The 26345-nt window shown below is 69.8% G+C and carries 30 protein-coding genes, 1 tRNA gene and 1 pseudogene; 14 read left to right on the forward strand and 18 right to left on the reverse strand.

Annotated elements, in window-relative coordinates:
• Window positions 1–230: 230 nt before the first annotated feature.
• Window positions 231–944 carry a class I SAM-dependent methyltransferase gene (locus ACZ6S4_RS20300; RefSeq protein WP_465476432.1) on the forward strand — a complete coding sequence of 238 codons (714 nt, stop codon included), beginning with the start codon at window positions 231–233 and terminating at the stop codon, window positions 942–944.
• A 71-nt stretch (window positions 945–1015) separates the two neighbouring features.
• On the opposite strand, the gene ACZ6S4_RS20305 is transcribed toward ACZ6S4_RS20300, so the two are convergent.
• Window positions 1016–1546, reverse strand: a complete 531-nt coding sequence (locus tag ACZ6S4_RS20305; protein WP_465476433.1) for a YbhB/YbcL family Raf kinase inhibitor-like protein — start codon at window positions 1544–1546, stop codon at window positions 1016–1018.
• 357 nt (window positions 1547–1903) lie between these two features.
• On the opposite strand from ACZ6S4_RS20305, the gene ACZ6S4_RS20310 reads away from it, so the two are divergent.
• Entirely contained in the window at window positions 1904–3103 is a 1200-nt protein-coding gene (locus ACZ6S4_RS20310; RefSeq protein WP_465476434.1) for a GAF domain-containing sensor histidine kinase, read from the forward strand.
• On the opposite strand, the gene ACZ6S4_RS20315 is transcribed toward ACZ6S4_RS20310, so the two are convergent.
• Genes ACZ6S4_RS20315 through ACZ6S4_RS20325 form a run of 3 tightly spaced genes read right to left on the reverse strand, consistent with a single transcriptional unit; the run spans window position 3100 to window position 5107 of the window.
• The gene (locus ACZ6S4_RS20315) at window positions 3100–3642 is read right to left on the reverse strand and encodes a hypothetical protein (protein ID WP_465476435.1); all 543 of its coding nucleotides are present in this window, start codon (window positions 3640–3642) and stop codon (window positions 3100–3102) included. The genes ACZ6S4_RS20310 and ACZ6S4_RS20315 overlap by 4 nt on opposite strands.
• Window positions 3643–3682: 40 nt before the next feature.
• Window positions 3683–4324: a GNAT family N-acetyltransferase gene (locus ACZ6S4_RS20320; protein WP_465476436.1), complete on the reverse strand. Its 642-nt coding sequence runs from the start codon at window positions 4322–4324 to the stop codon at window positions 3683–3685.
• A gap of 42 nt (window positions 4325–4366) precedes the next feature.
• Window positions 4367–5107, reverse strand: coding sequence for a C40 family peptidase (locus ACZ6S4_RS20325; protein ID WP_465476437.1), 741 nt, complete (start codon window positions 5105–5107; stop codon window positions 4367–4369).
• Between the two features lie 336 nt (window positions 5108–5443).
• Between ACZ6S4_RS20325 and ACZ6S4_RS20330 the strand changes: the two genes are divergently transcribed.
• Together ACZ6S4_RS20330 and ACZ6S4_RS20335 are read left to right on the forward strand one after the other, a co-directional pair.
• Window positions 5444–5785 (forward strand): YciI family protein, encoded by a 342-nt coding sequence (locus ACZ6S4_RS20330; RefSeq protein WP_465476438.1) that lies wholly within the window; start codon window positions 5444–5446, stop codon window positions 5783–5785.
• Window positions 5722–6984, forward strand: coding sequence for an RNA polymerase sigma factor (locus ACZ6S4_RS20335; RefSeq protein ID WP_465476439.1), 1263 nt, complete (start codon window positions 5722–5724; stop codon window positions 6982–6984). The genes ACZ6S4_RS20330 and ACZ6S4_RS20335 overlap by 64 nt, the downstream gene beginning before the upstream one ends.
• Here ACZ6S4_RS20335 and ACZ6S4_RS20340 read toward each other — a convergent pair.
• Together ACZ6S4_RS20340 and ACZ6S4_RS20345 are read right to left on the reverse strand one after the other, a co-directional pair.
• Window positions 6953–7414 carry a DUF427 domain-containing protein gene (locus ACZ6S4_RS20340; protein WP_465476440.1) on the reverse strand — a complete coding sequence of 154 codons (462 nt, stop codon included), beginning with the start codon at window positions 7412–7414 and terminating at the stop codon, window positions 6953–6955. The genes ACZ6S4_RS20335 and ACZ6S4_RS20340 overlap by 32 nt on opposite strands.
• A 4-nt stretch (window positions 7415–7418) precedes the next feature.
• Window positions 7419–7712 (reverse strand): hypothetical protein, encoded by a 294-nt coding sequence (locus ACZ6S4_RS20345; protein ID WP_465476441.1) that lies wholly within the window; start codon window positions 7710–7712, stop codon window positions 7419–7421.
• A 45-nt stretch (window positions 7713–7757) separates the two neighbouring features.
• Between ACZ6S4_RS20345 and lipB the strand changes: the two genes are divergently transcribed.
• Window positions 7758–8390, forward strand: coding sequence for a lipoyl(octanoyl) transferase LipB (gene lipB, locus ACZ6S4_RS20350; protein WP_465476442.1), 633 nt, complete (start codon window positions 7758–7760; stop codon window positions 8388–8390).
• Here lipB and ACZ6S4_RS20355 read toward each other — a convergent pair.
• Genes ACZ6S4_RS20355 through ACZ6S4_RS20365 form a run of 3 tightly spaced genes read right to left on the reverse strand, consistent with a single transcriptional unit; the run spans window position 8359 to window position 10315 of the window.
• Window positions 8359–9138, reverse strand: a complete 780-nt coding sequence (locus ACZ6S4_RS20355; RefSeq protein WP_465476443.1) for a TIGR02452 family protein — start codon at window positions 9136–9138, stop codon at window positions 8359–8361. The genes lipB and ACZ6S4_RS20355 overlap by 32 nt on opposite strands.
• Before the next feature lie 12 nt (window positions 9139–9150).
• A complete protein-coding gene (locus tag ACZ6S4_RS20360) occupies window positions 9151–9771 on the reverse strand; it encodes a hypothetical protein (RefSeq protein ID WP_465476444.1) in 621 nt (206 codons plus the stop codon).
• A gap of 10 nt (window positions 9772–9781) precedes the next feature.
• The gene (locus ACZ6S4_RS20365; protein WP_465476445.1) at window positions 9782–10315 is read right to left on the reverse strand and encodes an NADPH-dependent FMN reductase; all 534 of its coding nucleotides are present in this window, start codon (window positions 10313–10315) and stop codon (window positions 9782–9784) included.
• An 89-nt stretch (window positions 10316–10404) separates the two neighbouring features.
• On the opposite strand from ACZ6S4_RS20365, the gene soxR (ACZ6S4_RS20370) reads away from it, so the two are divergent.
• Together soxR (ACZ6S4_RS20370) and ACZ6S4_RS20375 are read left to right on the forward strand one after the other, a co-directional pair.
• Complete coding sequence (gene soxR, locus ACZ6S4_RS20370; RefSeq protein WP_433723153.1) at window positions 10405–10830, forward strand: redox-sensitive transcriptional activator SoxR; 426 nt, start codon at window positions 10405–10407, stop codon at window positions 10828–10830.
• Between the two features lie 78 nt (window positions 10831–10908).
• Window positions 10909–11805, forward strand: a complete 897-nt coding sequence (locus tag ACZ6S4_RS20375; RefSeq protein WP_465476446.1) for a hypothetical protein — start codon at window positions 10909–10911, stop codon at window positions 11803–11805.
• A 127-nt stretch (window positions 11806–11932) separates the two neighbouring features.
• On the opposite strand, the gene ACZ6S4_RS20380 is transcribed toward ACZ6S4_RS20375, so the two are convergent.
• The 3 genes from ACZ6S4_RS20380 to ACZ6S4_RS20390 all read right to left on the reverse strand — a co-directional run bounded on the left by ACZ6S4_RS20380 (window position 11933) and on the right by ACZ6S4_RS20390 (window position 14884).
• Window positions 11933–12907, reverse strand: coding sequence for an NAD(P)H-quinone oxidoreductase (locus tag ACZ6S4_RS20380; protein ID WP_465476447.1), 975 nt, complete (start codon window positions 12905–12907; stop codon window positions 11933–11935).
• Between the two features lie 121 nt (window positions 12908–13028).
• Window positions 13029–13583, reverse strand: coding sequence for a ricin-type beta-trefoil lectin domain protein (locus ACZ6S4_RS20385; protein ID WP_465476448.1), 555 nt, complete (start codon window positions 13581–13583; stop codon window positions 13029–13031).
• The gene (locus ACZ6S4_RS20390) at window positions 13553–14884 is read right to left on the reverse strand and encodes a glycoside hydrolase family 30 protein (RefSeq protein WP_465476449.1); all 1332 of its coding nucleotides are present in this window, start codon (window positions 14882–14884) and stop codon (window positions 13553–13555) included. The genes ACZ6S4_RS20385 and ACZ6S4_RS20390 overlap by 31 nt, the downstream gene beginning before the upstream one ends.
• A 238-nt stretch (window positions 14885–15122) precedes the next feature.
• Between ACZ6S4_RS20390 and ACZ6S4_RS20395 the strand changes: the two genes are divergently transcribed.
• Window positions 15123–15210, forward strand: a tRNA-Ser gene (locus ACZ6S4_RS20395).
• A gap of 567 nt (window positions 15211–15777) precedes the next feature.
• Here ACZ6S4_RS20395 and ACZ6S4_RS20400 read toward each other — a convergent pair.
• Together ACZ6S4_RS20400 and ACZ6S4_RS20405 are read right to left on the reverse strand one after the other, a co-directional pair.
• Window positions 15778–18480 carry a tetratricopeptide repeat protein gene (locus ACZ6S4_RS20400; RefSeq protein ID WP_465476450.1) on the reverse strand — a complete coding sequence of 901 codons (2703 nt, stop codon included), beginning with the start codon at window positions 18478–18480 and terminating at the stop codon, window positions 15778–15780.
• Window positions 18481–18629: 149 nt separating this feature from the next.
• On the reverse strand, window positions 18630–19103 hold the full coding sequence (locus ACZ6S4_RS20405; RefSeq protein WP_465476451.1) for a hypothetical protein: 474 nt from the start codon (window positions 19101–19103) through the stop codon (window positions 18630–18632).
• Between the two features lie 350 nt (window positions 19104–19453).
• On the opposite strand from ACZ6S4_RS20405, the gene ACZ6S4_RS20410 reads away from it, so the two are divergent.
• Both ACZ6S4_RS20410 and ACZ6S4_RS20415 read left to right on the forward strand, forming a co-directional pair.
• Entirely contained in the window at window positions 19454–19759 is a 306-nt protein-coding gene (locus tag ACZ6S4_RS20410) for a hypothetical protein (protein ID WP_465476452.1), read from the forward strand.
• Window positions 19760–19765: 6 nt separating this feature from the next.
• Window positions 19766–20343 (forward strand): annotated as a pseudogene (locus ACZ6S4_RS20415) (DinB family protein).
• Here ACZ6S4_RS20415 and soxR (ACZ6S4_RS20420) read toward each other — a convergent pair.
• Entirely contained in the window at window positions 20316–20765 is a 450-nt protein-coding gene (soxR, locus tag ACZ6S4_RS20420; protein ID WP_465476453.1) for a redox-sensitive transcriptional activator SoxR, read from the reverse strand. The pseudogene ACZ6S4_RS20415 and the gene soxR (ACZ6S4_RS20420) overlap by 28 nt on opposite strands.
• Before the next feature lie 39 nt (window positions 20766–20804).
• Between soxR (ACZ6S4_RS20420) and ACZ6S4_RS20425 the strand changes: the two genes are divergently transcribed.
• On the forward strand, window positions 20805–21485 hold the full coding sequence (locus ACZ6S4_RS20425; protein ID WP_465476454.1) for a transketolase: 681 nt from the start codon (window positions 20805–20807) through the stop codon (window positions 21483–21485).
• Window positions 21486–21490: 5 nt separating this feature from the next.
• A complete protein-coding gene (locus ACZ6S4_RS20430) occupies window positions 21491–22378 on the forward strand; it encodes a transketolase family protein (RefSeq protein ID WP_465476455.1) in 888 nt (295 codons plus the stop codon).
• Here the strand turns inward: ACZ6S4_RS20430 and ACZ6S4_RS20435 are convergent.
• Complete coding sequence (locus ACZ6S4_RS20435) at window positions 22375–22830, reverse strand: hypothetical protein (RefSeq protein ID WP_360546446.1); 456 nt, start codon at window positions 22828–22830, stop codon at window positions 22375–22377. The genes ACZ6S4_RS20430 and ACZ6S4_RS20435 overlap by 4 nt on opposite strands.
• A gap of 58 nt (window positions 22831–22888) precedes the next feature.
• Complete coding sequence (locus tag ACZ6S4_RS20440) at window positions 22889–24019, reverse strand: thiolase family protein (protein ID WP_465476456.1); 1131 nt, start codon at window positions 24017–24019, stop codon at window positions 22889–22891.
• Between the two features lie 36 nt (window positions 24020–24055).
• Between ACZ6S4_RS20440 and ACZ6S4_RS20445 the strand changes: the two genes are divergently transcribed.
• Window positions 24056–24478, forward strand: coding sequence for a PH domain-containing protein (locus ACZ6S4_RS20445; protein ID WP_465476457.1), 423 nt, complete (start codon window positions 24056–24058; stop codon window positions 24476–24478).
• 91 nt (window positions 24479–24569) lie between these two features.
• Window positions 24570–25430: a PASTA domain-containing protein gene (locus ACZ6S4_RS20450; protein ID WP_465476458.1), complete on the forward strand. Its 861-nt coding sequence runs from the start codon at window positions 24570–24572 to the stop codon at window positions 25428–25430.
• On the opposite strand, the gene ACZ6S4_RS20455 is transcribed toward ACZ6S4_RS20450, so the two are convergent.
• On the reverse strand, window positions 25403–26317 hold the full coding sequence (locus ACZ6S4_RS20455; protein ID WP_465476459.1) for a rhomboid family intramembrane serine protease: 915 nt from the start codon (window positions 26315–26317) through the stop codon (window positions 25403–25405). The two genes, ACZ6S4_RS20450 and ACZ6S4_RS20455, sit on opposite strands and share 28 nt — an antisense overlap.
• Window positions 26318–26345: the final 28 nt, after the last annotated feature.

Here is a 26345-nt window from a genome sequence, read left to right on the forward strand (position 1 = left end):
TTGTGACGGGCGGCGCAGGCGTGATCGACCCGATATCTAAGCACGTATTTCCGGTCGCTGGCCCGCACAGTGCATGATGGGTAAGGCCGGTGGGTACCCACGGGTCAATGTCTCAATCAGGCAAAAAATGAGCGGGTGCCCCCCGCTCAACTTTCGGTTGCGCGCAGCGGATGGTTAACTCTTCCGGTCCCGCTGTCAGCTCGGATCGGCAAGACGAGGGAACCTTACTTATGGCAGACATCACTGGAGACCAGCGGATCCAGTCCGAAGTGCTCGAAGGCCTCGCCACGGCCGTGAACCACCGTCGGTGGTTCGTGGAGCTCGCTCTCCCGTACCTGGGCGACAACCCGATCGAGATCGGCAGCGGCCTGGGCGACTACGCACTGGAGTGGGCGGAGCACCTGCCCCGCTTCACCGCGACGGAGGCCGACCCTGACCGGCTGGTGCAGCTCAAGGAGCGCCTGGCCGACCACGACAACATCGACGTGCGGCAGATGCTGCTGCCCTCGCCCGATGCGAACGGTGAGTACAGCGCCGCCGTGTCGTACAACGTCCTCGAGCACATCGAGGACCACGTCGGCGCCCTGCGCAGCATGGCCGACCTGGTGCGTCCGGGCGGCCGGGTCATCCTGATCGTGCCGGCCTTCATGTTCGCGATGAGCCAGGTCGACATCGCGACGGGCCACATCCGCCGCTACACCAAGAAGACGATGCGCGCCGCCATGACCGAGGCCGGCCTCACCATCGAGAAGCTGCACTACGCGAACGCCCTGGGCCTCATCGGGTACTACGGCGCGACGAGCATCTTCAAGCTGGCCCCGAAGGAGGGCCCGATGGTCAAGGTCTACGACAGCGTCGTGCTGCCGATCACCAAGGCCGCCGAGAGCATCGTGAAGCCGCCGTTCGGCCAGTCGGTCTTCGTGGTCGCCAAGGTCCCCGGCTGACCGCACCGCCTGATCGACGAAGCCCGCCGGATCCATGATCCGGCGGGCTTCTCCGTGTGCGGGGCCAGGCGTCAGCCCTTGACCTGGTACGTGGGCCGGATCGTGGCCCGGGCCAGCGTGTGGAACGCCAGGTTGAAGCCGACGTACGCCGGGGTGGCGTCCGCGCCCACCTCGAGCCGGTCGACGTCGATGGCGTGCACTGCGAAGACATAGCGGTGCGGGCGGTCACCGGGCGGTGGGGCCGCGCCGCCGTAGCCGGTGTCGCCGTAGTCGTTGCGTACGGTGAAGGCGCCGTCCGGCAGCGGGTCGACGCCCCGGTCGAGCTCCGTCACCGAGGCCGGCAGGTTCACGGCCACCCAGTGCCAGAAGCCGCTGCCGGTGGGCGCGTCGGGGTCGAAGCAGGTCACGACGAAGCCACGGGTCTCCGCCGGGAAGCCGGACCAGGACAGCTGCGGGGACAGGTTCTTGCCGCCGACGCTGGTGTGCGCGTACAGCTCGTCGAGCGGTCGGCCGTCCGCCACATCGGTGCTGGTCAGCGTGAAGGCCGGGACCGGCGGCAGGATGTCGTACGGATCCGGCGCTTCGGCTCGCTCCAGGCTCATGCTCGGTTGTCCTTCCACGTCGTCCGGCACCCACATGGCGCCGCTTGCTGACTTCCCCCGTTTGCCCACGGTAACCGGGTGAGGTGTCACACATCTTTCGGCCTGATATCCACCGCGGATGCGGAAACGCACAGGTGGTGCGCGTGACCGGGCTTGCCCCGGGCGATAGTGGTGTCAGACATCCGACCGGGTGCGCCGGGCAGAGATCCCCGCGCTCGGTTGCGATCGGTCGCCTCCCGGCGTCCAGCAAGTCGGCACCCGCCCTCCGCGACGGGTGCCGACTGCTATGTGGGACACCGACCGGACCGACTGACGAATCCATCACATATGCCGCGAAGCGGTGAGAGCATCAGAAACGTGAGAGTCACTGCGCCGCCCGATGAGGAAGGCCGCCTGGCCGCCCTGTACGAGGCCCGGGTGCTCGACACCCCACCGGAGGACGACTTCGACGACATCGCCCTGCTGGCCTCGGAGATCTGCGGCACCCCGGTCGGCATGGTGAGCCTGGTCGACGCCGAGCGGCAATGGATCAAGGCCAAGGTCGGGGTCGATTACGACGAGACGTCCCGGGACGAGTCGTTCTGCGCGCACACGATCCAGGACCACGACGTGCTGGAGGTGCCCGACGCCGGCGCGGATCCCCGCTTCGCGGACAGCCCGTTCGTCACCGGCGAGCAATTCCGGTTCTACGCGGGCGCCCCGGTCGTCCTCGACGGCACCCACGCCGTCGGCACCATCTGCGTTCTCGACAACGTGCCGCGTGCGCTGACCGCGTCGCAGCGCCGGGCCCTGCGCTGCCTGGCCCGGCACACCGCCGTCCAGCTCGAGCTGCGCCGCTACGCCCAGCACGCCGGGGCGGTCGCCGACCGCATGCGCCAGCTCGACCGGATGAAGGACTCGTTCCTCGCGGGGGTGAGCCACGAGCTGCGGACACCGTTGACCTCGATCCGCGGCTACCTGGAGATTCTGCTGGCGGACGGCTTCGACCCGGAGACGTCGCAGCGTTTCCTGGCGGTCATGCAGCGCAACTCCGACCGGCTGCTGCGGCTCATCGACGACCTGCTGACGGTGGCCCGGCTCAACGAGGGCGGCATGGACCTGCACCTGGCCGAGCTGGATCTGGCCGAGTTGGCGCACCAGGTCACCACGGCATGCCGGCCGCTGGCCGAGCACCGGGACGTGGCGCTGCACAACCTGATGGACCGGCCGGTGCCGGCCCGCGGCGACGGCCGGCGGCTGGGCCAGGCGCTGAACCACCTGGTGGTCAACGCGATCAAGTTCACCTCGCCGGGCGGCGAGATCATCGTCCGGGGTACGGCCGGCGACGAACCGGAACTGGTCATCGTCGACACCGGGGTGGGCATCCCCGCCGCCGAACTGCCGCACGTCTTCGACCGGTTCTTCCGCAGCACCGCCGCCGACCGGATGGCGGCGCCGGGTCCCGGCCTCGGACTGTCGATCGTCAACCTGATCATCGAGGCCCATCACGGCAGCATCCACCTGGACAGTGAGCCGGGCGTGGGCACGACAGTCCGGCTGACGCTGCCCCGCGCCTAACGCCCGGCGACGCAGTAGTCGTTGCGGCTGGTACGGGTGGTGTTCAGCGCAGTGAAGGTCGCGCTGTTGGCGTCCTGGCCGGACCGCAGATCGAGGGTCAGGCGCTGGTAGCCGATCAGGTCCGACGGTGGCACGTAGTCGAACGGCCGGGCCGAGGTGATCCCGTCGGCGAGCGGCTTCCACGGCGTACGGATCAGCGGGGTCTGGTCGGGCACCCAGGCGCGCTGGGCCAGTTGCCCGCCGGTCAGCCGCAGTTGCAAGCACTGCCGCTCGGTGCCCTGGACGGTCCGGAAGTCCACGTACCAGTCGCCGTTCACCCGGTATTCCTCGCTGATGCCCTCGGCGTACCGGATCTCCCGGTCCAGGCGCTGCAGCGCCAGGCCGAGCTGGGCCTGGGCGGTCGACCGGGCGTCAACGGCGTTCGCCGTGCGGTACATCGACGAGATCCCGGCGGTGGCCGCGGCCAGCACCACGACCATCACGCTCATCGAGACCAGCACGTCGATCATGGTGAAGCCCGCGTCGGACTTCTTCCTCATACCCTGCCCTATCGGCAGGGCGGGGCCGCGAATGCAGGATTCAGCAGCCGAACATGGGCAGGCAGGGCGGCAGACCCTCGATCCGTACGCCGACAGTCCGAGCCGCTGCCCAGCCGGCCCGGTCCAGCCGCAGCCGCCGCCCCACCACCGCCTCGCCGCGGACCACGTGCCGGGCGATGCCGTCGTCGGCGTAGCCGAGCTTGCGCGAGACGCCGTACGAGGCCGCGTTGTCCGCGAACGCCTCCGAGACCGCCCACTGCGCGCCCAGCCCGGTGAACGCCAGGTCCAGCACGGCCGCCCGCATCTCGGTGCCGAAGCCCCGGCCGTGGTGAGCGCGGCCCAGCCACGATCCCGTGCCGACCTCGCGCAGCGTGGCGAACTGGCGGGCGTCGAGGGCCTGGGTGCCGATGATCTGGCCGTCGTGCACGGTCACGAAGTGCAGCGACCAGTTGTCCGGCGTCCATTGGCCCCACATCCGCCACTGGAACTGCAGCGTGCTGCGGGCCACTTCCTCGGCTGTGCCGTCGGTCCACGGCACCACGAACGGCTGCCGCTCGGGGTCATGCACCCCCGCGGCAGCGACCTCGGCGAGCTGCGCGAGGTCGGCCAGGTCCGGAACGCGCAGTTCGAGCCGCGGCGTGTACAGCCGCAGCCCGAACAGTGGCCAGTGATCGGTGATCATGCGAGGGATTCTCGCGGCTCGTCACCGGCCCGCGCCAACCCTTTAGAACCGCTCGATGTGCAACCCCCGGTAGAGCCGCCGATAGACGACACCGGTTCGCGAGTTCCCGGCGTCGATCATCATTCCGCCGCCCATGTAGATCCCCACGTGCCCCGGCCCCACGACCAGATCACCGGGTTGCGCGGCGGCCCGGGAAACCGTCCGGGCGCGAGCCGCCTGGGCTCCCGAGGAATGCGGCAGGCTGAGCCCGGCCTGGGCGTACGCGCGCTTGGTGAATCCCGAGCAGTCGAACGAATTCGGCCCCTCCCCACCGCGGCGGTACGTCTTGCCGATCTGCGAACGGGCGTACGCGATCACCGACGACATCCGCATCGACGTGCGTACCCGGGTCACCGCCCGGCGCTTGGGCACTGCCCGGCGCTGGGGCGCGGCGCGGTGCTTGGCCGCGGGCCGCACCGCGGCACGGGGCTTGACCACCACCGTGGCCTGCCGGGCGGCCGCACGGCGAGCGGCGAGCGCCCGTCGGACGGCGACCCGGCGCTGGGCGGCCGCCCTGAGCTCGGCGACGTGGCGGGCGTGGGCTGCCCGGCGTACCTCCTGAATTTTCTTCGTCTCCCGCTGGGCGGAGCGCTGCGCCGCACGCAGCGCGACCGCTGCCGGACGGGCGGCGGACCGGCGCACTGCCGAGCGTGAAGCTCGCTGCGCCGCGCGGGCCATCAGGGCCGGCTGGCTCTCCACCACCACGGCCGGCGCGGCGGCCGGTGCGGGGTTCGGCAGGCCCATGGGAGTTTCGACGGATTCGAGAACCGGCGTGCTCACGGCGAGCGCGAGGGCGCCGGCGGCCAGGACGCGGCCGGTGGACGGACGGGACAGCGAAGCCTCCGAGTTCGGCCCGGGGCTCTCACGCGAATCCCAATTCGGTGCGACGGATGGTGCCGCCGTGCCGGTTGTCATCCGTGAAACGGCGACAATGGGAACCCAGGCGATATAGGTAATTCCGTCGACCATGCCAACACACATTCGGCGCCACGTGACGAAGAACCGAAAAAAAACGCTCTCGGAGTGTCGTGCCGAGCGTGCCCCGAACGTGTATATGTCATCCATCGTGAGGAGGAAAACGTGAAGACATACCTGCTCAGCATCTATCAGCCGGACGGACCGCCACCCGCGCCGGAGGTACTCGAACCGGTGATGACCGAACTGGCGGCAATCGCTCAGGACATGCAGGACGCCGGCGCTTTCGTGTTCTCCGCCGGGCTGTGCCCGCCGAGCTCGGCCACGGTGATCCGGGCCCGCGACGGCGACGTACTGCTCACCGACGGGCCCTTCCTGGAGAGCAAGGAGTTCGTCGGCGGTTTCACCGTCATCACCGCCCCGGACCTGGACGCCGCGCTGAAGTGGGGCGAGCGGATGGCGGCGGCCACCACCTTGCCGGTGGAGGTGCGGCCATTTCAGACCTGACCGACGTCTTCCGGGCCGAGTACGGCCGCGCGGTCGCGGTCCTGACCCGGGTCCTCGGCGATCTCGACCTCGCCGAGGAGGCGGTGCAGGACGCGTTCACGGTGGCCAGTGCGAAGTGGCCGGCCGAGGGCGTGCCACCGAGCCCGGCCGGGTGGATCATCACCACCGCCCGCCACCGGGCCGTCGACCGGCTGCGGCGCGAGTCGGTCCGGGCCGCGAAGGAGGCCGAGGCGGCCATGCTGGTCCCGTCGTCACCGGCTGAGGAGGAGACGGACCAGCTGCGGCTCATCTTCACCTGCTGCCATCCCGCGCTGGCCCAGAAGGCGCAGGTCGCCCTCACGCTGCGGCTGCTCGGTGGGCTGAGCACGCCGGAGATCGCCCGGGCGTTCCTGGTGCCGGAGCCGACCATGGCCCAGCGCATCGTCCGGGCCAAGGGCAAGATCCGGGACGCGGGCATCCCGTACCGGGTGCCCGGCGACGCGGAGCTGCCGGGCCGGCTGCGGCCCGTCCTGGCCGTCCTCTACCTGATCTTCAATGAGGGGTACGCGGCCGCCACCGGCCCCACGCTGACCCGCGACGACCTGTGCGCCGAAGCCGTCCGGCTCACCCGGCTGCTGGCCCGGTTGATGCCCGGAGAGCCTGAGGTACAGGGCCTGCTTGCGTTGCAGCTGCTCATTCTCGCCCGCCGGCCGGCTCGCACCACTGTGGACGGCGCGATGATCCGGCTCGCCGATCAGGACCGGTCACGCTGGGACCCGGCCCTGATCGCCGAGGGGCAGCGGATCGTCCGCGAATGCGTACGCAATGGACAGCCTGGGCCGTACCAGCTGCAAGCGGCGATCAATGCCGTGCACAGCGCCGCGCCGAGCGTGACCGCGACCGACTGGCCCGCGGTCGTGCAGCTCTACGACCAGCTCATGGCCCTCGCGCCCAGCCCGGTGGTGGCGCTGAACCGCGCGGTGGCGGTGGCCGAGGTGTCCGGTCCGGCGGCCGCGTTGCCGCTGGTGGAAGCGCTCGACCTGGGCCAGTACCACCTGTTCCACGCGGTCCGGGCCGACCTGCTCAGACGGCTGGGCCGGGCCGAGGAGGCGGCGGCCGCCTACACCCGGGCGGCCGAGCTGACCGGCAACGCCGCGGAGGTCGCCTTCCTGCGGCAGGCCCGGGAGCTCACCAGCCCAGCGTCCCCGGACCACCCTTGAACGGTCCGGCGATGTCCGAGGTGATCCACCCGCCGTAGAAGTCACCCTCCTGCGGGCGGACCAGCTCACCGTCGACCCGGCACTCGTCCACCCGGCTCGGATAGAAGGCGACGGCTCCGGCCAGCTCCGCGTACGCGGGCGACGGCCGCTCGTAGGACCAGGCGGCGTCGGCCACCCGCGTCTCGCCGACGACCAGGTCCCAATAGCCCGCGGTGCCCTTGAACTCGCAGAACGAGCTGCCCCGGGCCCGTTCGAGGGCGCCGGGGGCGATGGCGTCGGCGGGCACGTAGTAGACCGGCGGGTGCGAGGTCTCCAGCACCCGCCAGCACCGGTCGCTGTCGACCAGGGTCACCCCGGCGTGCACCACGGTGATGCGGGCGGCGCTGCGCTCGAGCCGCGGCGGGCGCGGGTAGTCCCAGACGGATTCCACGTCTTCACGGTACGTCGCTCACCTCCAGCACCCGGGTCGTCGGAGCCACGTCACCCAGGGCGTCCCGCAACGCCAGCCGCTGGGGGTCGGCGAGCACGGCCTCGTAGCCGGCCCGGGACTCGAAGGCCAGGATCTGCACCTCCGAGCGGCCGTCCGCGGTGCGCAGGCGGCGTTCGACCGTGCCGCCGTACCGGGTGAGCAGGGCCAGCACCTCGTCCTCGTACCGGCGGCCGGCCTCGGCGTGCCCGGCGGCCATCTCGACCAGCGCCACGATCCGCAGGGGTCCCTGATCCGTCATGCCGGCGAGTATCGCAGCGACGCCCCGCGACGCAGACTGGAGGACATGCAGCGAGTGGACCTCGGCGAGGTGCCGTACGAGCAGGCGATGCAGTGGATGGCGAGCTGGACGGCCGAACGCCGGGCCGGCACCGCACCGGACCGGTTGTTCCTGCTCAGCCACCCGGCCGTGATCACCTACGGGCACACCACCCCACTCACCGACCTGCCCGGCGACCTGGCCCGGATCCCGGCCGTGCTCGCCGACCGCGGCGGCCACGCGACCTATCACGGTCCCGGCCAACTGGTCGGCTACCTGGTCATCGACCTGCACGAACGCGGCCCGGGCGACGTCGTCCGGTGGCTGGAGAACAGCCTGATCGCGGCCCTCGACGAGCTCGGCTTCCGCACGATCCGCCGGGACACGCCGAAGGGTTCGCCCAGCCTGGTCGGCGTGTGGACGCCGGACGGCCGCAAGCTGGTGTCAATCGGCATGCGCATCCGCGGCGGCGTGACCAGCCACGGCTTCGCCCTCAACGTCGACCCGGACCTGTCGGTCTTCGACTCGTTCGTGGCGTGCAGCCTCGACGACGTGGCGATGACCTCGCTGCGACAGCTCTCGGCGACCGAGGGCGTGCCGATGCCGACCGAGGCGGAGGTCCGTGACGCTATCTTCCGGCAGCTGGAAAAGCAGCCGTGAACTCGTCCCGGTTGGGACCCAGGACGGCGAAGACGACGTGCTCCATCGGGTGAGCGGTCAACGCCGCGGCGAAGGCCGCCGCCACCGTCGCCGGGTCGTTCCCGAAGACCCCGCAACCCCAGGCGCCCAGCACGATCCGCCGATGGCCGTGCGCGGCGGCGACCGCGAGGACCCGCCGCGCCCGCCGGCGCAGGATCGCGGGGACCTCGGCGGCCAGCTCCGGCTGATTGCGCCGGATCGCGGAGAGATTGGGCGCGGCCGCGGTGAGAAACGTGACCGGGTACGGCGTGAGCAGCGTCGCCTGGTCGTCCCGGAAGACGGGCACGCCCGGTGAGTAGATGACCCGATCGGTGTAGGTGAGCTCGGCCTGGGCCCGGTGGAACGCGTAGAACTCACCGGCCGCGCGCAGGCACGGGTACAGCGCCGAACTGCGGGCGACGCTCTCCTCCTGGGCCTGAGCCCCGTTGAGGAAACCGCCGCCCGGGCTCCGGGCCGAGGCGAAGACCAGCGCCGCGACATCGCCACCCAGGCGTCGCGCGGCGGCCAGAGTGGACTCGCCGGTGACCTCGACCCGCCCGGCCACCGCGGGCACGCCCTCGGGGAGCTCGTCGGTGGGCAGGTAGAGCCGGGTGCCGGCGATCGCGGGCCCGGCGTCGACGCGCACCTCGGCGCCCCGCGGATCGCGGTACCAGCCCCGCTCGGCGATCTCCACGGTCTCGCGGGCGATGGCCTTCAATCGTGCGCTCATGATGAGTTCAGGCTAGGCGGTCAGCGTTCGGTGGAGGTGGTAGCGGGTGACGCTCTGGTGGCGTACCCCCGGCATGGTCTGGACCTTGTCCCACAGCGGCCCGGACGAGATCCCGCGGCCGGTGGCCGCCAGGGCTTGGCGATGGGCGTCGGCGCTGACCCATTCGGCGTAGTTGAGCACGTGCCGGCCGTCGGTGCTGACGTGGAAGAACGCGCCCAGCCCACCGGCGGGCAGGTCGGCGTCCTGTTCCAGGGCCTCGAAAACCGCGTCCACCCAGGTACGCGCGAGCGCGTCGTCGTCCGTGTCGACCCGCACGGCAACCATCGCGCCCGGAAGCGTGCCTTCGGTGGATCTGCTGCCCCGGTACAGGTGGTACGCGATGTGGTTCCGCCGGACCGGGCCGGCGGCCGCCTCGTCCGTCCACTGTGCGTAGTCACGCAGCAGATCGCCGTCCGCGTCGATGAACAACGAGTACGCCAGCAGCCCCTCCGGCCACGGAGCACTCCGCCGAGCGGCAATGACGGCATCCGCGGCGGCCACCAGCCGATCGCCGCTGCCCACCGCCCACTCGCCGGACACCACGAAGCCGGCATCGCTGCGGGCCGGGTCCGGGAACTCCTCGCTGATTCGCATGGTCGCCACCTCAGGCCGTCACGTACGGGCGGGCCTGGTGGGCGTCGCGCAGGGTGATGCCCCACCAGGTGAGGCGATCCAGGAGTCGGTGCGCGGCGGCACCGGGTTCCCGCGGATCGAGGGGCCGGCCGTCCGGGCCGAAGCAGGACCGGCCGCCGTGGAAGCTGACCGTGTCGCGCACCGTGACGGCGTGCAGCTCGGCGAAGACCGGTCGCAGATGCTCAACGGCGCGCAGCCCACCGGACAATCCGCCGTACGAGACGAAGCCCACGGGTTTGGCGTGCCACTCCCGGGAGTGGCTGTCGATGACGGCCTTGAGCGGCGCGGGGTAGCTGTGGTTGTACTCGGGCGTGACGATCACGAACGCGTCGGCCGCCGCGAGCCGCGCGGTGACCGGTCCAGCCTCGGCCAGATCGATGATCTCGGCGTCCACGTCGGTACGACCGGCGGCCTGCCCGGCGAACCAGGCGGCAACGGTGGGCCCGAAGCGACCTTCCCGGGTGCTGGCGACGATGACGGCCACGCGGAGCGGATGTGTGGACATGGGGTCCTCCTCGGTCGGTGCGGTGACGGCACTGACGCTAGAACCCCAACTAATGTTGAGGTCAAGCGGCGAACGGGAGGTGGCGTGGCGTGGAGCTGAGCGTCGGGGAACTGGCGGCCCGCAGCGGGGTCGCGGTGTCGGCTCTGCACTTCTTCGAGCGGCAGGGCCTGATCAGCAGCCGGCGCACGGCGGGCAACCAGCGGCGGTACCGCCGCGACGCGCTGCGCCGGGTGGCGTTCATCCGGATCGCCCAGCGGGTCGGCATCCCGCTGAAGGAGGTGGGGGCGATTCTGGCGCTGCTGCCGGACAACCGGACGCCGAACCGGGAGGACTGGGCCCGGGTGTCGCAGTGCTGGCAGGAGGAGCTCGACCAGCGGATGCGTCACCTGCAACAGCTGCGGGACGACTTCACGGGGTGCGTGGGCTGCGGGTGCATGTCGATCGACCGGTGCCCGCTGATCAACCCGGACGATGAGCTCGGTCGGGCCGGGCCGGGGCCGCGCCGGCTGCTCTGAGCGGGTGATTGCTTCGGGGTGCCGGACCTGTCAAAATCGGACATATCCCCCCGAGGTTTGTGAGAGGTCGTCCTCCTGATGCGCCGTTCCGCCCTGTTCGCCGTTCTGACCGTTGTGGCTTCGGTGCTTCCTGGCCAGGCGCTGCCCGCCCAGGCCGCGCCGGGGACGGCGCGGACGACGCTTGACGAGGCACCGGCGGCGAGGCCGATGAACCGCGACGCGGCACCCGCGGCGGTGCAGACAAACCTGGACGCGGCTACGGTGCGGGCGGCTCGGGCGGGGGCGCGGGCGGCGGTGCGGGCGGCGCCGGCGGCGGTGCGGGCGGCACCGGCGACGGTGCGGGCGGCGCCCGATGCGGCGCCGGCTGCCGTGCGGATGACCTTTGATGCGGCGCCGGAGCCGGTGGCCAAGGGTGAGGCTGTGGTCCTGACCGGCCGGGTGTGGCGGACCGCGCGCGGCAACCAGGCCCGGGTCGACTTCTACTTCCACGCGAACGGGACCCCGGCGAACTCGTTCACGTATCAGGGCTTCGCGACGACGACGGACACCGGGCACTTCAGCCACCGGTCCGTCGCGCAGACCACCGGCACGTGGAAGGCCGTCTACGCGGGCTCGACGAGCCGCCGGAACGCCGCCCGGCTGGACGCGGTGCAGGTCTTCCAGCGCCGCTCGCGGGAGATCGCCGGCTGGTCGCAGCAGACCGGCGCGTGGCAGAGCCCGACGATCCGGATCCCCACTCAGGACTACAAGGCGATCTTCTCGTGGACCTGCCCGCAGGAGGGTTCGCCGTTCGTCCACCTGGCGTGGACCGGCCAGGGCGGCGGCTCCGAATACGTCCACGGCGCCAAGCCGACCGGCACCCTGACCCTGAACGGGCATGCGGGTGCCCGCAACGGCTACTTCAAGGTCAGCACCTCAGCCGACTGCACCTGGCGGGTGCGCGTCTTCTCCGGCGTCGCCGCGTTCCAGGTCTGAGCCCGCGTCGCGGCCGTCCAGGCCGGGCAGAACCAATCTCGCATCGCCACCTTCCAGGCCTGAGCCCGCGTCGCGGCCATCCAGGCCAGGCCAGGTTCGCATCACCGCCTTTCAGGTCTGAGCCCGCTCAGGGAAGCAGCAGGATCTTGCCCAGGTGGTCGCTGCTCTCCATCAGGCGGTGAGCCGCCGCGGCCTCCGCCATAGGGAACGTCCGGTCGACGATCGGACGGATCGCACCCGCGTCAACCAAGGGCCACACCCGCTCCCGCACACCCCTGACGATGCGGGCCTTGTCGGCAGCCGGTCGCGCACGCAAAGTCGTCGCGGACACCGACCCACGCTTGGCCATCAGCGCACCCAGGTCGAGCTCGCCGCGCCGCCCGCCCTGCAGGCCGATGATCGCGATGCGGCCGTCCGGGGCCAGCGCGGCCACGTTCCGGTCCAGGTATTTCGCGCCGATGATGTCCAGGATGACGTCGACGCCCCGGCCGTCGGTGGCTTCCCGGGTCTCCGCAACAAAATCGGCCGCGGTGTAGTCGATCGTCAGATCGGCGCCGAGCGCGCGCAGCTGCTCGTGCTTGGCCTCGCGGGCGGTGACCAGCACCCGGGCGCCCAGGGCTTTGCCGAGCTGGATCGCGAAGGTGCCGATGCCGCCGCCACCACCGTGGACCAGCAGCGTCTCGCCCTTGCGCAGCCGGGCGATGTCGACCACGTTCGACCAGACGGTGCAGGCGACCTCGGGCAGAGCCGCCGCCTCCTGCACAGACATCTGCTGCGGGATCGGCAAGAGCTGGCCCGCGGGGACCGCCACCTGCTCGGCATAGCCGCCGCCGGCCAGCAGCGCGCAGACGCGCTCGCCCACGTGGTGGCCGGTCACGTCGGAGCCGACCGCGGTGATCACGCCGGAGCACTCGAGGCCGGGATAGGGCGGAGAGCCCGGCGGGGGCGGGTAGTGGCCCTGACGCTGCATCACGTCGGCCCGGTTGACCGCCGCGGCCGTCACCTCGACGACCACCTCGCCGGCGGCCGGGGACGGGTCCGGCACCTCGGCCCAGACGAGGGCTTCGGGGCCACCGGGGTCTTCGATCGTGATCGCGTGCATGGGTATCAGCTTGCCCGACGCGTACGACAAAAACAGGAGAAGGCCCGCGGGTGGCACCCACCGCCACCCGCGGGCCTTCCGTCTCTTGGGGGTGCCCGCCTGATACCCCCGATCGGGGCGCTTACGCCGGTACGGTCCACCCTTGGTTGGCGGCACCGGTGCACGCCCAGATCTGCAGCTTCGCGCCGTCGGCCGTGTTGTTGTCCTTGACATCAAGGCACTTGCCGGAAGCCGCGTTGACCAGCGAACCGTTGCTGACGGTCCACTTCTGGCCGGCCACCGTGCCGATGCAGTCCCACAGATGCACGGCGGCGCCGTCGGCGGTCGAGTTGTTCGACACATCCAGGCACTTACCGAGGCCACGGACCGTGTTGTCGGAGCCGACGGTCCACGTCTGGTTGGGGCCACCGGTGCACGTCCAGAGCTGCGGCAGGTTGCCGTTGGCGATGGAGCCTTCGGTCACGTCCAGGCACTTGCCGCCCAGACCCGAGATCGCACCGGTACGCGCGGCCGGCGGCGTACCCCCGCCCTGGGTCCCGCCCCAGGTGAAAGTCGCCGAGGTCTTGGTCGGCAGGCTGTACACAAAGGACTGCGCACCCCAGTTGACCTTGACGGTCTGCGCACTGCCGCTGGTGTTGTACGCGATCAGCGCCTTGGACCCGTCCGGGTTCTCCACGCCACGTTCTTGACAGTCGCGTTCGCGGTGGAGTCGATGCGCACCGCACCGGGCTTCACGAACTTGGTCAGGTGACCCATCGTGTAGTACTCGATCGTGTAGTCGACCTGCCCGCTGCGGCCGTCCCCGTTGTGCACGGTGACCAAGCCGGTGCAGGTGCCGCAGCCGCCGTTGTGCGGACCCATGTTCTGATCGACGGCGAGGCTCCACTTGGTCCACGACCGCGCCCAGTTGCGGGTGTAGTCGATGAGATTGTTCATGTCCTCGGCCTGCTGATTGCCGACCCAGGTGCCACCGGAGTGCTCGGTGAAGTACTGGTTCATGGCCGGATACTGGTTGCGTACCGTGGTGGCCTTGCTCGGATCGCCGCCGTAACCGTGCCACCCGACGCCGCCGAAGTTCGGGTGGTTGCGGATCGCCGTGTCGTTGACCAGGGGCGCGCCCCAGGTGTCGTAGTCGCTGTAATTCCAGTCGTGCACCAAAAGTTTGGTGCTGAGCCCGGCGGCCTGCAGGGCCGGCAGCAGGTCGTTCTTGGCGAACGACTGCAGACCGGAGACGCTCCATTGCATGGAGGGATAGCCGGGACAGCAGCCGGGCTCGTTCTGCTCAGTGACGTAATTGACCGGTACGCCCTGAGCCGCGTACCCCTGGATGTACTTGACGAAGTACTGCGCGTACGCCTTGTAGTACTCGGCCTTGAGATACCCCTGGTCGTAGCTGTTGTTGTCCTTCATCCACGAGGGCGCGGACCAGGGCGAGGCCATGACAAGAAGGTTGGGATTGAGGCTGCGGGCCTGCTTGGTGAGGGCGAGCACGTCGACATCGCGGGCCAGCGTGAAGTCATTGACGTCGCAGCAGGTCCCGTCGTACGAGTAGCTGGACCGGGCGAGATCCGAGGAACCCATGACGTTGCGGGTGGCGCTGACCCCGATGCCGGCCGTGGGACTGAAGAGCTTGGTCATCACGTCGTTGCGCGTGGCGGCGGAAAGTGCGCCGCTGCCGTTGATGAGCCAGGCAGCGGTGTCGGTGAACGAGGCGCCGGCGCCTTCGAACTGCTGGTAAGTCGTGTTCTCGTTGACCGTGATCGTCTGGTTGGCGCTGCCGGTGCTGCCGGCGAAGCTGATCGGGGTCTGCTGTTGGAGGCCGCGGGTGACCGTGCGGCCGCCGCTGTCGCTGGTGGTGGTCAAGTAGATGTTGACCTGCTCGTTGGCGGCGAACGCGCTTGGGGCGAGCACGATGCCGGTGCCGGCCGCGAGCACGGCGGCTGCGACGAGCGCGGTCCTTCTTCCGGGGATGGGCATGCGGAGGACTCCCTTGACCGAAGGTGGGGGCCTGGCCGGGATAGGAAAGGCAGCGAACAATAAACATGCGGGTCGATGCGGTGTCAACCGTTGCCGCTTCGCCTTGTGGGCGTGTTTTCCCAGCTCAGATGCCTGTTAAGAGAGTTAATATAAGTTTTGCTTAGGCGGCGACTGGCCGGGTGGCATGTCCCTGGCGGCTTGGCGCGCGTCGATCTGGCAGACTGAGTGCCGCCGTACGGGAGGGCTCGCCTAGTGGCCGATGGCGCCGGTCTTGAAAACCGGTGAGGCGTTCCGCGTCTCCGTGGGTTCGAATCCCACGCCCTCCGCTCAGCAAGCAGCAGCAATCCCCGTTGACCAGCGGCAGCGCCGGCCAACGGGGCTCTCAGCTCAGAGCCTCACTGGCCCATACTGCGGACCGCTCGATATCGCTCGCCGCGACCATAGCGCGACCACCACCTTCCTCGCCTGATCAGGCGTCGGTTGGCGTCCTCAGTAGCCTTTGCGATGCGAATCCAGAGGTAGAGTCAGTCATAAAACCTACTCTTATGCATCGGCTGAACGAGCACGAACGCTGAACCGCTACGAAAGCGCGGGAGCATAGCGGAACAAGTCCTATCCAGCCGTGGTCGCACGCTGCTTGGTCGGGTCAGCCGTCCCGCACGAGCACACGAACGGCTGACCGAACGTAGGTAGCCGCCACGTCACGCCATGCGGCCTACAACGGGCCATGTGATCGCCATGCGGCGGCTGGTACGGTCCGGCCGGAATCAGATTGGGCACGACGGACGCCGCCGGTTGTCACCGGACAGGCTGAGCCCGCCTAAGAGGCGCGCCAACGGCCCGTCTTCCCCGTGGCCGAGTGCGCGCTCGAGCGTCGGCCCTGCCGGTCGACGCTACTTCTTCTTGCCTTTTCGCCGTTTACCCGGTCCGTGCCAGAGTACGGGTCCTCCATGGCTGGCCGTCTGCCGTCGCGCATGCTCGAAGTTCTTGCGGGCCGCGAGCGTGGTGGGGTGCCGAGGACCGAGGACTCGTTCCATGACGCGGAGGGTGGCCTGAAATTCCGCTATTGCGGCCGGGCGATCACCGTGCTCGGCTAGAACGCCGGCAAGGTTATGACGGGCGATCAGGGTGTCAGGATGCTCCTCACCGAGCACCCGCTGCTGAATGGCAAGGACCGCCTCATACGCGGCCTGGGCAGCCGTATGATGACCACGCTGCCGCATGACCCCGGCGAGGTTATGGCGGGTGGCCAGGGCGTTGGGGTGCTCCTCACCGAGCACCCGCCGCTGGATCGCGAGGACCGCCTCGAACTCGGCCTGAGCAGCCACATAATCACCACGCTCCCGCAAGGCCCCGGCGAGGTTATGACGGGTGGTCAGAGTGCTGGGGTGCTCCTCACCGAGCACCCGCCGCTGGATCGCGAGGACCGCCTCGAACTCAGCCTGAGCACCCACATAATCACCACGCTGCCGCAAGACCCCGGCGAGGTTATGACGGGCGATCAGGGTGTCGGGGTGCTCCTCACCGAGCACCCGCCGCTGGACGGCAAGGACCGCCTCGTACTCGGCCTGGGCAGCCGGGTAATCACCACGTGCCTGCAAGGCCCCGGCAAGGTTATGACGGGCGATCAGGGCGTTGGGGTGCTCCTCACCGAGCACCCGCCGCTGGACGGCAAGGACCGCCTCAAACTCAGCCTGAGCACCCACATAATCACCACGCTGCCGCAAGACCCCAGCAAGGCTGTGGCGGGTGGTCAGGGCATCGGGGTGCTCCTCACCGAGCACCCGCCGCTGGACGGCAAGGACCGCCTCAAACTCAGCCTGAGCAGCCGGGTAATCACCACGCGCCTGCAAGACCCCGGCGAGGTTGTGGCGGGTGGTCAGAGTGCTGGGATGCTCCTCACCTAGCACCCGCCGCTCGATGGCAAATACCGCCTCAAACTCGGCCTGAGCAGCCACATAATCACCACGCTCCCGCGAGACCCCGGCGAGGTTATGGCGAGCGATCAAAGTGTCGGGATGCTCCTCGCCCAGACTCTGCTGACGGATGTCGAGGATCTTCCTAAACTCCGTTTGTGCAGCCAGAGTTCCGCCTTGAGACCACAATGCGAGAGCGGCACCGTGCCGGCTGGAAAGCACCGAAGGATGGTCAGGGCCGAGGGCTGTGGTGCAAGCTTCCTGCAACGCACGATACTGGGTGTAGGCGAGAGCATATAGACCGCGGACATGTATCTGACGAATGGTTAGGTCAGCCACTCGTGCAACACTCGCCACGAGCCCCGCGTCGATTTCGTTCTGCTCTACTAAATCCTTCAGCAGAAGCGCCGCATGGGGTGCCAGAAGCTGCCACTTCGGCCACTGCTTCGGATCCTGCGGAGAGTTCTCTTGCTCGTCTTGGACAGCGGCACACAGCAGTTGAGCCGCCAAAGACAAATAGTCGCCGCCACCATGTTCGGCGTCTTCGCTATGGCGGCTAGCGTCCCGCATCAAGGGATGCAGACTCAGAAGAGGGATCTCGCTGTGCGCAGCGGCACTCGGCGTCGACAAGGTCGACAAGTCGATCAGACCAAGGTGGCCGGCCCCGACGAGTATCGACCTGAGCTTCTCGCGATCGATCCCCACGAAGATTGAGGAGGTTTTGAGCACGGACGGTTGCAGCATCAAACGGTAAGGCACGGGCGCCTCCGCAAAATGCGAGAGTAGCCGCATCAACAGCCTGGCCCCAGTGACCCCGCGCTGCTCCAACAGGTCCACAGACAGCCGCCAGATTCCGTCGATAAGCCGCCGAGCCTGCCGCTCGTCATCGTCGTCGGGTTCGGGGGTGAGGAGATCGCTGCGCCCGGCTTCGAGCGCATCGCGGTAGGCGGTGAAGGTCGTGGGCGAGTCGGCGTCCGGCCACGGATCGGTGATGTTGTCTGCCAGGTAGGAACCGGCCAGCGAAAGCGCCAGCGGGAGCCCGCCGAGGCGCTCTGCCAGGTTCTCAGCCTCCTCCCGGCTGCCGCACCGGTCACGGGTGTGATCGAGGAGTACCTGCGCGCCGTCCGAGGCCGCGAGCTTGCCGATCGGCGTTAGGGCGCACCAGCGGCCCCACCGCTTCGGGTCGCCGTCGCGGCTGGTGACGATGACCAAGCCGGGACCGGATGCCAGCGGACGGATCCAGGCCCGGCCATCGGCTAGCGCCCTCCCGCCGCCGAGGTCGGCGGAACCCGCATCGAGCAGCGACACGTCGTCGGCATTGTCGACAACCAACAGCCAAGGCTCGGTGCGGACCTCCAGCCGCCGCCACAGGATGTCGGCAGGGTCCTGCTCCTGAAGCTCCACCTCGGTCGCGCCCAGTAACTGGGCTACCGCGTGCATGGCTGGCATGAACCCCGAAGGTTCGGCAGCCGATACCCACCACACCGGTATTCCGCGAGCAGCGACCTCGCGAGCCACATGTAGGGCAATCAGGGTTTTTCCGCTGCCTCCCAACCCGTGCAACACCCGCGTCCGCGCCGTCGCGCCGGTCTGACCGACAAGCTTCGTCAGCTCTTCGACGACGGCCTGCCGACCGCGAAGCGTTCGGGTCACATCATGCTCGGCCAGCGGCAACGCCACCGATGCGGCGACGCTGGACAGCTCGATCGGCGAAGGCGCGGCGCGGGTCGGGTTGCCTGGGACGTACTCGGTCCAACCGCCCGCAACCCCACCGCCGGTCGCGATAAAGTTCGTGCCAGTGGCGAAAATAGGTGCGTGCCCGGGAGTGGTCAGGCCTGGCCCGCTCCCGGCAGAGGAGGGTTTCCCGACGTGGACACCCCACCGTGGATCGTTCCCGCTGCCACGCCACCCGAAGTGGCGTAGATGGAGACGTCGCGTCCGGCCGCTATCCCATGATCGCCGGCTGTCATCACCGAGCCTGACTGCAACAAATGCGCCACGTCGGCCGCGAGTGTGGGATCGGCGGCGAGCGCCTTGCGGATCTGCAGCCGGAGGCTCGCGACGGTGTCCTCATCATCCGGGGTCGCACCGACCTCGACCAGCGCACCTTCGATAATCTCTCGGGACTCCTCCCGCCCCAAGATCCGGTTCAGAAGTCGCCGGCCCAGCCCCACAGTGGCGTCTGAAGCCTGATCGAGCGCCTGGTCACGCAGCTTCTCCAACGTCTGGGCCCCATACGCACCAGCCACCGCCGTAACGTAAGGCATCACTGCGGCGGCTGCCTGTGCCACATCCACATCCATGGCTCTTGCTTACACGGGACGGAGAGCCGCACGAAACCACTGAACGGATGGTCAGCCTTAAACTGTCGCGAACCACCCAGTCGGCCGACCCGGCAAGCAGGAGGCAGTCAGCCAACGCTTCCACCTCGATGAGTCTGAAGACGCCAGAGCATAGGGTCGCGAACCATGCGCGACAACAGGAGCGCAGTCCTCGACGTTCGTGCATGTCAACATCTTGTTGCGGCCGATCTCGAAACCGGTGAGACGTTCCGCGTCTCCGAGGTTCGAATCCCACGCCCTCCGCTCGTACCCACGCCCTTCCCTCCGGTTCGTCCTTCCGGCAAGCTGGCCCCATGGGTGAGGTGCTTCCGATGCCAACCGTCGGCGACGTCTTCCAGGATGTACGCGGCGACGACCGCACCATGCGGGTCAGCTACCACCAGGACCGCGGCGTCATGGTCGTGTCCCTCTGGGCCGGCCCAGTCTGCCGAGGCTCCTTCCGCCTGGCCGCCGACGACATCGGCCGCCTGTCCGCGCTCCTCTCCGACATCGTGACTTCGACTGGCACACCGGAAGAGGCCACGGTCGTCGCCGAGGCGAGTACGAGGACGGCCCCGTCTCCGGACCAGACCGGTGACGTAAGCATGAGCATGCTGCCGATCCCGCGGGTCGCCTGAGCACACATGGCAGACGACTACGCGAAGGACACCCTGCTCGAAGAGCTCCAGTTCACCCGCCAGGCCCTGGTCTGGAAGCTCGACGGCCTCTCCGAGTACGACATCCGCCGCCCGCTGACGCCTACCGGGACCAACCTGCTCGGCCTGGTCAAGCACATGGCCACCTGGGAAGCCCGCTACCTCGGCGAGATCTTCGGCCGCCCGTTCCCGGAACCACTGCCCCGATGGCAGGACGCGGACGGCAGCGACCTGTGGGTGACCCCGGACGAGACCCGCGACCAGATCGTCGACTTCTACCGGCGCGCCTGCGACCACGCCGACCGCACGATCAGAGAGCTGAACCTCGACGCCCCGGGCCACGTGCCGTGGTGGCCGCGGCCGCACGTGAAGCTGTTCACCATCGTTGTGCACGTTCTCAACGACACCAACCGGCACGCCGGCATGCCGACATTCTCCGGGAGCAGCTCGACGGGCGTACCGGGGTGGCGGCCACGCAAGAGCAGCCGATCGACACGGCCGCCCGGGAAGCGCACTGGGCGCAGATCGAAGAAGCGGCTCAGGCCGGCGGGTTGATGATCATTTGAGGGCCGGTGCCGCGGGCGGCCAGGCGGTCTTCCGGGTTGATCAGTTTGCAGCGGCTCAGGCTCAGGCATCCGCAGCCGATGCAGCCGGTCAGCTGATCGCGCAGCCGTTCCATCATCGCGATGCGCGCCTCCAGCTTGCGCCGCCATCGTGCCGACAGCCGGGCCCAGTCCGCCTTTGTCGGGGTGCGGTTCTCCGGTAGCTCCGCCAGCGCCTCGCGGATCTCGTCCAGGGACACCCCGACCTGCTGGGCGATCCGGATGAAGGCGATCCGGCGCAGCTCGTGCCGCTCGTACCGCCGCTGGTTGCCGCCCGTGCGCGTCGACCGGATCAGGCCTTCGCGTTCGTAGTAGCGCAGCGCCGACTGGGCCACGCCGCTGCGGACGGCCATGTCGCCGATGGTGAGGAGCTCCACTGCCGACATCCTTGAGTTGAAGTGAACTTTAACTTGCAGAGTGAGCCTATGACTACGACAGCGGCAAATCCAGACCTGCTGGGCACTCTGCTGACCCGGCTGACCGGTGACGAGAAGCACGCACCCAGCGCGTACTCGACGCTTGATGTGCTCTGGGTGCTCTACGACCGCGTGCTGCGGGTCACGCCCGACACCGTCGACGAACCCGATCGTGACCGGTTTCTGCTCTCCAAGGGGCACGGGCCCGCCGGCTACTACGCCGTGCTCGCCGCGAAGGGGTTCATTCCTGTCGACTGGCTCGACGATCTCGGCGGGTCGCGGAGTCCGCTCGGCCACCACCCCGACCGGGTGCTGATCCCCGGCGTGGAGATCGGCACCGGCTCGCTGGGGCACGGGCTCGGTCTCGGCGTCGGCACCGCTCTGGGCCTGCGGGCCCAGGGATTCGACGCCCGGACGTTCGTGCTGCTCGGCGACGCCGAGCTCGATGAGGGTTCCAACCATGAGGCGATCGCGTACGCGGCCGCCGCCCGGCTGAACAAGCTCACCGCGATCGTCATCGACAACCAGTCGTCCACCCACGGCTGGCCCGGCGGTATCGCCAGCCGGTTCCCGGGCTGGACCGCCTCCACTGTGGATGGCCGCGACCACGAGGCCATCGAGATCGCCCTGCGGCAGCGCGACCGCGACCGTCCGCACGTCGTCGTGGCCGCCGTCGAGAAGAAAGGCTGAGGATCATGCGTGACACCTTCGTCGCCACCACCACCGCGCTGCTCGAGGAGGACCCGCGGACCGCCGTCGTGATCGCCGACATCTCCGGCGACGCGTTCGCGCCGGCTCAGCGCCGGCATCCCGACCGGGTGCTCAACGTCGGCATCCGAGAGCAGCTCATGGCCGGGGTCGCCGGTGGGCTCGCGCTCACCGGGCTGCGGCCGTACGTGCACTCGTACGCGCCCTTCGTCATCGACCGGGCGTACGAGCAGATCAAGCTGGACCTGGGCCATCAGGATGTCGGCGCTGTGCTGGTCAGCATCGGCGCCTCGTACGACGCGTCCAGCGAGGGCTACACCCACCAGTCACCCGGCGACGTCGCCCTGCTGGACACGCTCGAGGGCTGGACCGTGCATGTGCCGGGTCACCCGAACGAGGTGCCCGCGCTGCTGCGGGCGGCCGCGCGCAACGACGACCGGATCTACGTGCGGCTCTCGACCCAGCAGAACAGCCAGGCGTACGCGCACACGGACAAGTTGCAGGTCGTGCGCCGGGGCTGGGCCGGGGCGCCGGTGGTGCTGGCGGTCGGGCCGATGCTCGATCCGGTGCTCGCCGCCACCGCTGACCTGGACGTCACGGTCGCGTACACGCTCACGCCGCGGCCGCTCGACACCCGGGGTCTGCGGGATCTGGTCAGCCGCGAGGTGGTCGTGGTGGAGCCCTACCTGGCCGGCACGTCGAGCCGGCTGGTGGCGGCGGCGCTGTCCGACGTACCCCATCGCAGTTTGCATCTCGGGGTGGGCCGCGCGGAGCAGCGGCGTTATGGCACCCCCGCCGACCATGCGCGCTGGCACGGCCTGGACGCAACCGGTCTGCGCGCCTCGATCAGCGCGTTCCTGCAGGCCGGAAGCTAGGCGGCGACGGTGGCCGGGAACGCAGGTGTGCGGCGCTCGCGGAACACGTGCTTGAGCAGCGTGTCGACGTGCCACACCTGCGCCGGCTCGGCCAGGCGCATCCGGAAGCGCTCGCGCACCCCGTCCACCGCCGTCGCCGCGACGTCCACGACGGATGTGCGCAGGTCGGGGTTCCAGGTGACGTCGCTCAGGTGCCGCAGGTTGGCGTTCAGGTGCAGCCGCAGCCGGTGCAGCACCCGGGTCTCCTGGATCACGACCATCCGGCGGTACGTGAGCAGCAGCAGGAAGTCCCCGGCCAGCGGCCGGTCCGGACTCACGCACCTGGTGACCAGCACCGTGGCGTCGTCGGGCTCCACACAGCGGCGGAAGATGGGCATGTGCCGGCTCACGGTGGGGATCGCAACCCCGGCTTCGGCGGCGGCGGGAAGGAACGTACGGGAGAACACGTCCATGTGGCGTTTAACGGCCGCGGAACGGGGAAGCAGCGGGGAACACCCGATGAATATCGAATTACAGAAGTTCCAGCACCGTGGCGTTGGCCATTCCGCCGCCCTCGCACATCGTCTGCAGGCCGTAGCGGACCTTGGTCTGTCGCATGTGGTGGATCATCGTCGTCATGATCCGGGCCCCGGAGGCGCCGAGCGGATGTCCCAGGGCGATCGCCCCGCCGCGCGGGTTGAGGCGGGACGGATCGCCGCCGGTCTCCGCCAGCCAGGCCAGCGGTACGGGCGCGAACGCCTCGTTCACCTCGTACACGCCGATGTCGTCCAGGGTGAGACCCGCCTTGGCCAGCGCCTTCGCGGTGGCCGGGAGCGGCGCGGTCAGCATGATCACCGGATCGGCCGCCACCACCACCGCCGTGTGCACACGGGCGAGCGGCCGCAGTCCGTGCGCGGCCGCCCAGCGTGAGCTGGTGATGGCCAGGGCTGCCGCGCCGTCGGAGATCTGCGACGCGGAGCCCGCGGTGACCACGCCGTCGGCCTTGAACGGCGTCTTGAGTCCACCCAGCTTCTCCAGGGTGGTGTCGCGCCGAATGCCCTCGTCGCGGGTGACGTCGCCGACCGCGACCACCTCGACGTCGAACTCGCCGGCGTCCTGCGCCTTCGCCGCCGCGTCGTGGCTGGCCAGCGCGTACTCGTCCAGCTGCCGGCGGGACAGGCCCCACCGCTCGGCCATCATCTCGGCGCCGACGCCCTGGTTGAACACGGTCGTGCCGTAGCGCTCGGCGACGGCCGAGCCGTACGGGTCGGCGCCGGCCGCGCTGGAGCCCATCGGCACCCGGCTCATCGACTCCACGCCGCCGGCCACCACCAGATCGGCCTGCCCGGACAGCACGGTCGCCGCCGCGAAGTGCAGCGCCTGCTGGCTGGAGCCGCACTGCCGGTCCATCGTCGTGGCCGGCACCGACTCGGGCCAGCCGGCCGCCAGCACGGCGTTACGGCCGACGTTCCACGACTGCTCACCCACCTGGGACACACAGCCCCACATCACGTCCTCGACGTCCGCCGGGTCGATGCCCGCGCGCTCGGCCAGCGCCCGCAGCACCACCGCCGACAGGTCGACCGGATGCACCTGGGCCAGCCCGCCGTTGCGACGTCCGACAGGAGTGCGTACCGCCCCCACGATCACCGCGTCTCGCATACTGCCGACGGTACGCCGGGCTGCCATAGTGGTTCCATGTCGCCTCTTCAGTGGCGGGTGCGGCCCGTCCTGCCGATCGCCAAACTGCTCGGCGCGGTGGCCCTGGTGGTGCTGGTCGTGGCGTTCGGCCGCGAGGACCCGGTGCAGTGGTTCGTCGCGGTGGTGGTCGCCGCCGCGCTGACCGGCTGGGCGGTCCGGGACCTGATCGCGCCGGTCCGGCTCAGCGCGGACACGAGCGGGGTGACCATGGTGGTCGGCTTCGTCCGGCGCCGGCATGTGGCCTGGCCGCAGGTCGAGCGGGTACGGGTGGACAGCCGCGAACGCATGGGGTTGCGCAACCGGTTGCTGGAGATCGACGCGGGCGACAGCCTGCACCTGTTCAGCGAGCACGAGTTGGGCACGGACCCTGAAGAGGTCGCCGAGTCCCTCAACGCCCTGCGGGCCAACGCCCCGCTCTAGGGCAATTGCGGGGATCTGTCCCCGCACGGCCGGTACGGCGGCGATGATCGTCTCTGGTGGTCATCGCCCGTATCTGCGCTGAGGAAACCGCATGCGTTTCACCCTTCCGTCCCTGCGACCTGTCATGCCCCGGCCCCGGCTGCCGTTACCGCCCGCCGAACCGATCGACGTGTCCAGTGAGCTGCCGCGACCGGTGAGCCGGCTGCCGTGGCGCTCTCCCCGCTGGGCACGTCCGTCCACTCCGGCGGCGAGGTATGCCCGCTGGTCGGGCCGCCACCGGGGTCTGACCGGGATCGTCGGGGCAGGCGCGGCCGTCGTGCTGCTGTGCTTCGGCGTCGGGTGGGGCACGAACGTCGACCTGGTGCGGCTGGGCCGGGGTTCCGGAGCGGTCAGCGCGGACGGGACGGCGGCCGGCAAGGCCGCGGAGAACAGGGCCGCGGCGCAGCGGGCCGCGGACGACAAGGCCGCGGCGCAGCGGGCGGCGGACGACAAGGCCGCGGCGCAGCGGGCGGCGGAAGACAAGGCCGCGGCGCAGCAGACCGCGGAAGACAGGGCCGCGGCGGGGCGGGCCGCGGACGACAAGGCGCTGGCTGCGAAGGTTTTGGCCGCCAAGGCCGCCGATACGCGGGCCGCGACCGCGAGATCCGCCGAGGCGCGGGTCGCAGCTGCGAGAGCCGCCGAGGCAAGGGCGGCCGATCGCGACCGAGCCCGAGAGGAGATCGTCATGCCCACTCTCGTCGGCCTCGGGCTGGCCAGCGCGCTGGACGTGGCGACACGCGCCGGCCTGACCGACGTCTCGGTCTGCCACGCACCGGCCGGCGAGGCTCCCGTCCGGCGGTCGGAATGGCGTGTCACCGGTCAGAACGTGGCCGCTGGGACCCGGATCGGCGCCGGCCGCCGGGTCTGCCTGACCGCGACCGGACGTCAGCTCATCAGGGACAGTGTCCGATAGACAGCCAGCGCCAGCAGGAACACCAGGATCGTCGCGCAGCCGACCCCCTGAACCAAATTGCGTTTGTCCTTGGGCGCGTACGCCAGCACAGCCGCCGTCACCGCGCCGACGACCAGGCCGCCGAGGTGGCCCGCGACCGAGATGTTCGAGACGACGAACGTGAAGACGACGTTGATGACGATCACCGGCAGGATCGGCGCCACGCTCAGGTTCAGGCGCTTGAGCAGCACGAAGATGCCGGACATCAGGCCGAAGACGGCCGTCGACGCGCCCGCGGTCATGGCGTTCGGCGCGGAGAGCAGATAGGCCGCCACGTTGCCGCCGAGGCCGGCCAGCAGGTAGAGCCCCACGAAGCGGGCCGGGCCGAGCACCCGTTCGATGTCGCGCCCCAGGAACCACAGGGCGTACATGTTCATCAGCAGATGCAGCACGCCGTAGTGCAGGAACATCGCGGTGAACAGGCGATACCACTCGCCGTGGGCGATGCCGTGCGGGACCACGTCGCCGGCCGGGCCGTACACGGCGGAGCCGAGCACCGCACCCCATTCGGTGAGCGGGGTGCTACCGCCCAGCAGGCCGCCCCAGCCGCCGCCGGCGATCGCGTTCGCGCCGCCGCTCAGGATGGAGACCAGCATCACGACGACGTTGATGCCGATCAGGACCTTGGTCGTCGTGCCGGCACGGCCGGCCACGCTGCCGCCGAAGGCGGTGCGGGCCGGCCGCTGCGTGCGCCTGCCCTGGGCAACGCACTCCGGGCACTGGTGGCCGACCGAGGCCTCGTTCATACAGTCCGGGCAGATCGGCCGCTCGCAGCGGGTGCAACGGACGTAGGTCTCTTTCGACGGGTGTCGGTAGCAGACCGGCGCCGTCACCGGAGACTCACTCATACCCACAACGGTACCCGGACGGGGTAAC

This window comes from Actinoplanes sp. NPDC051405 (genome assembly GCF_055586185.1).

Excerpts from the sequence above, each read along its gene's own strand:
- ACZ6S4_RS20300 (WP_465476432.1), top strand. The coding sequence starts at position 231 with ATGGCAGACATCACTGGAGACCAGCGGATCCAGTCCGAAGTGCTCGAA.
- ACZ6S4_RS20305 (WP_465476433.1), bottom strand. The coding sequence starts at position 1,546 with ATGAGCCTGGAGCGAGCCGAAGCGCCGGATCCGTACGACATCCTGCCG.
- ACZ6S4_RS20315 (WP_465476435.1), bottom strand. The coding sequence starts at position 3,642 with ATGAGGAAGAAGTCCGACGCGGGCTTCACCATGATCGACGTGCTGGTC.
- ACZ6S4_RS20320 (WP_465476436.1), bottom strand. The coding sequence starts at position 4,324 with ATGATCACCGATCACTGGCCACTGTTCGGGCTGCGGCTGTACACGCCG.
- ACZ6S4_RS20325 (WP_465476437.1), bottom strand. The coding sequence starts at position 5,107 with ATGGGCCTGCCGAACCCCGCACCGGCCGCCGCGCCGGCCGTGGTGGTG.
- ACZ6S4_RS20345 (WP_465476441.1), bottom strand. The coding sequence starts at position 7,712 with ATGACGGATCAGGGACCCCTGCGGATCGTGGCGCTGGTCGAGATGGCC.
- lipB (WP_465476442.1), top strand. The coding sequence starts at position 7,758 with ATGCAGCGAGTGGACCTCGGCGAGGTGCCGTACGAGCAGGCGATGCAG.
- ACZ6S4_RS20355 (WP_465476443.1), bottom strand. The coding sequence starts at position 9,138 with ATGAGCGCACGATTGAAGGCCATCGCCCGCGAGACCGTGGAGATCGCC.
- ACZ6S4_RS20360 (WP_465476444.1), bottom strand. The coding sequence starts at position 9,771 with ATGCGAATCAGCGAGGAGTTCCCGGACCCGGCCCGCAGCGATGCCGGC.
- ACZ6S4_RS20365 (WP_465476445.1), bottom strand. The coding sequence starts at position 10,315 with ATGTCCACACATCCGCTCCGCGTGGCCGTCATCGTCGCCAGCACCCGG.
- ACZ6S4_RS20375 (WP_465476446.1), top strand. The coding sequence starts at position 10,909 with ATGCGCCGTTCCGCCCTGTTCGCCGTTCTGACCGTTGTGGCTTCGGTG.
- ACZ6S4_RS20380 (WP_465476447.1), bottom strand. The coding sequence starts at position 12,907 with ATGCACGCGATCACGATCGAAGACCCCGGTGGCCCCGAAGCCCTCGTC.
- ACZ6S4_RS20390 (WP_465476449.1), bottom strand. The coding sequence starts at position 14,884 with ATGCCCATCCCCGGAAGAAGGACCGCGCTCGTCGCAGCCGCCGTGCTC.
- ACZ6S4_RS20405 (WP_465476451.1), bottom strand. The coding sequence starts at position 19,103 with ATGGATGTGGATGTGGCACAGGCAGCCGCCGCAGTGATGCCTTACGTT.
- ACZ6S4_RS20410 (WP_465476452.1), top strand. The coding sequence starts at position 19,454 with ATGCCAACCGTCGGCGACGTCTTCCAGGATGTACGCGGCGACGACCGC.
- soxR (WP_465476453.1), bottom strand. The coding sequence starts at position 20,765 with ATGTCGGCAGTGGAGCTCCTCACCATCGGCGACATGGCCGTCCGCAGC.
- ACZ6S4_RS20425 (WP_465476454.1), top strand. The coding sequence starts at position 20,805 with ATGACTACGACAGCGGCAAATCCAGACCTGCTGGGCACTCTGCTGACC.
- ACZ6S4_RS20430 (WP_465476455.1), top strand. The coding sequence starts at position 21,491 with ATGCGTGACACCTTCGTCGCCACCACCACCGCGCTGCTCGAGGAGGAC.
- ACZ6S4_RS20435 (WP_360546446.1), bottom strand. The coding sequence starts at position 22,830 with ATGGACGTGTTCTCCCGTACGTTCCTTCCCGCCGCCGCCGAAGCCGGG.
- ACZ6S4_RS20440 (WP_465476456.1), bottom strand. The coding sequence starts at position 24,019 with ATGCGAGACGCGGTGATCGTGGGGGCGGTACGCACTCCTGTCGGACGT.
- ACZ6S4_RS20445 (WP_465476457.1), top strand. The coding sequence starts at position 24,056 with ATGTCGCCTCTTCAGTGGCGGGTGCGGCCCGTCCTGCCGATCGCCAAA.
- ACZ6S4_RS20450 (WP_465476458.1), top strand. The coding sequence starts at position 24,570 with ATGCGTTTCACCCTTCCGTCCCTGCGACCTGTCATGCCCCGGCCCCGG.
- ACZ6S4_RS20455 (WP_465476459.1), bottom strand. The coding sequence starts at position 26,317 with ATGAGTGAGTCTCCGGTGACGGCGCCGGTCTGCTACCGACACCCGTCG.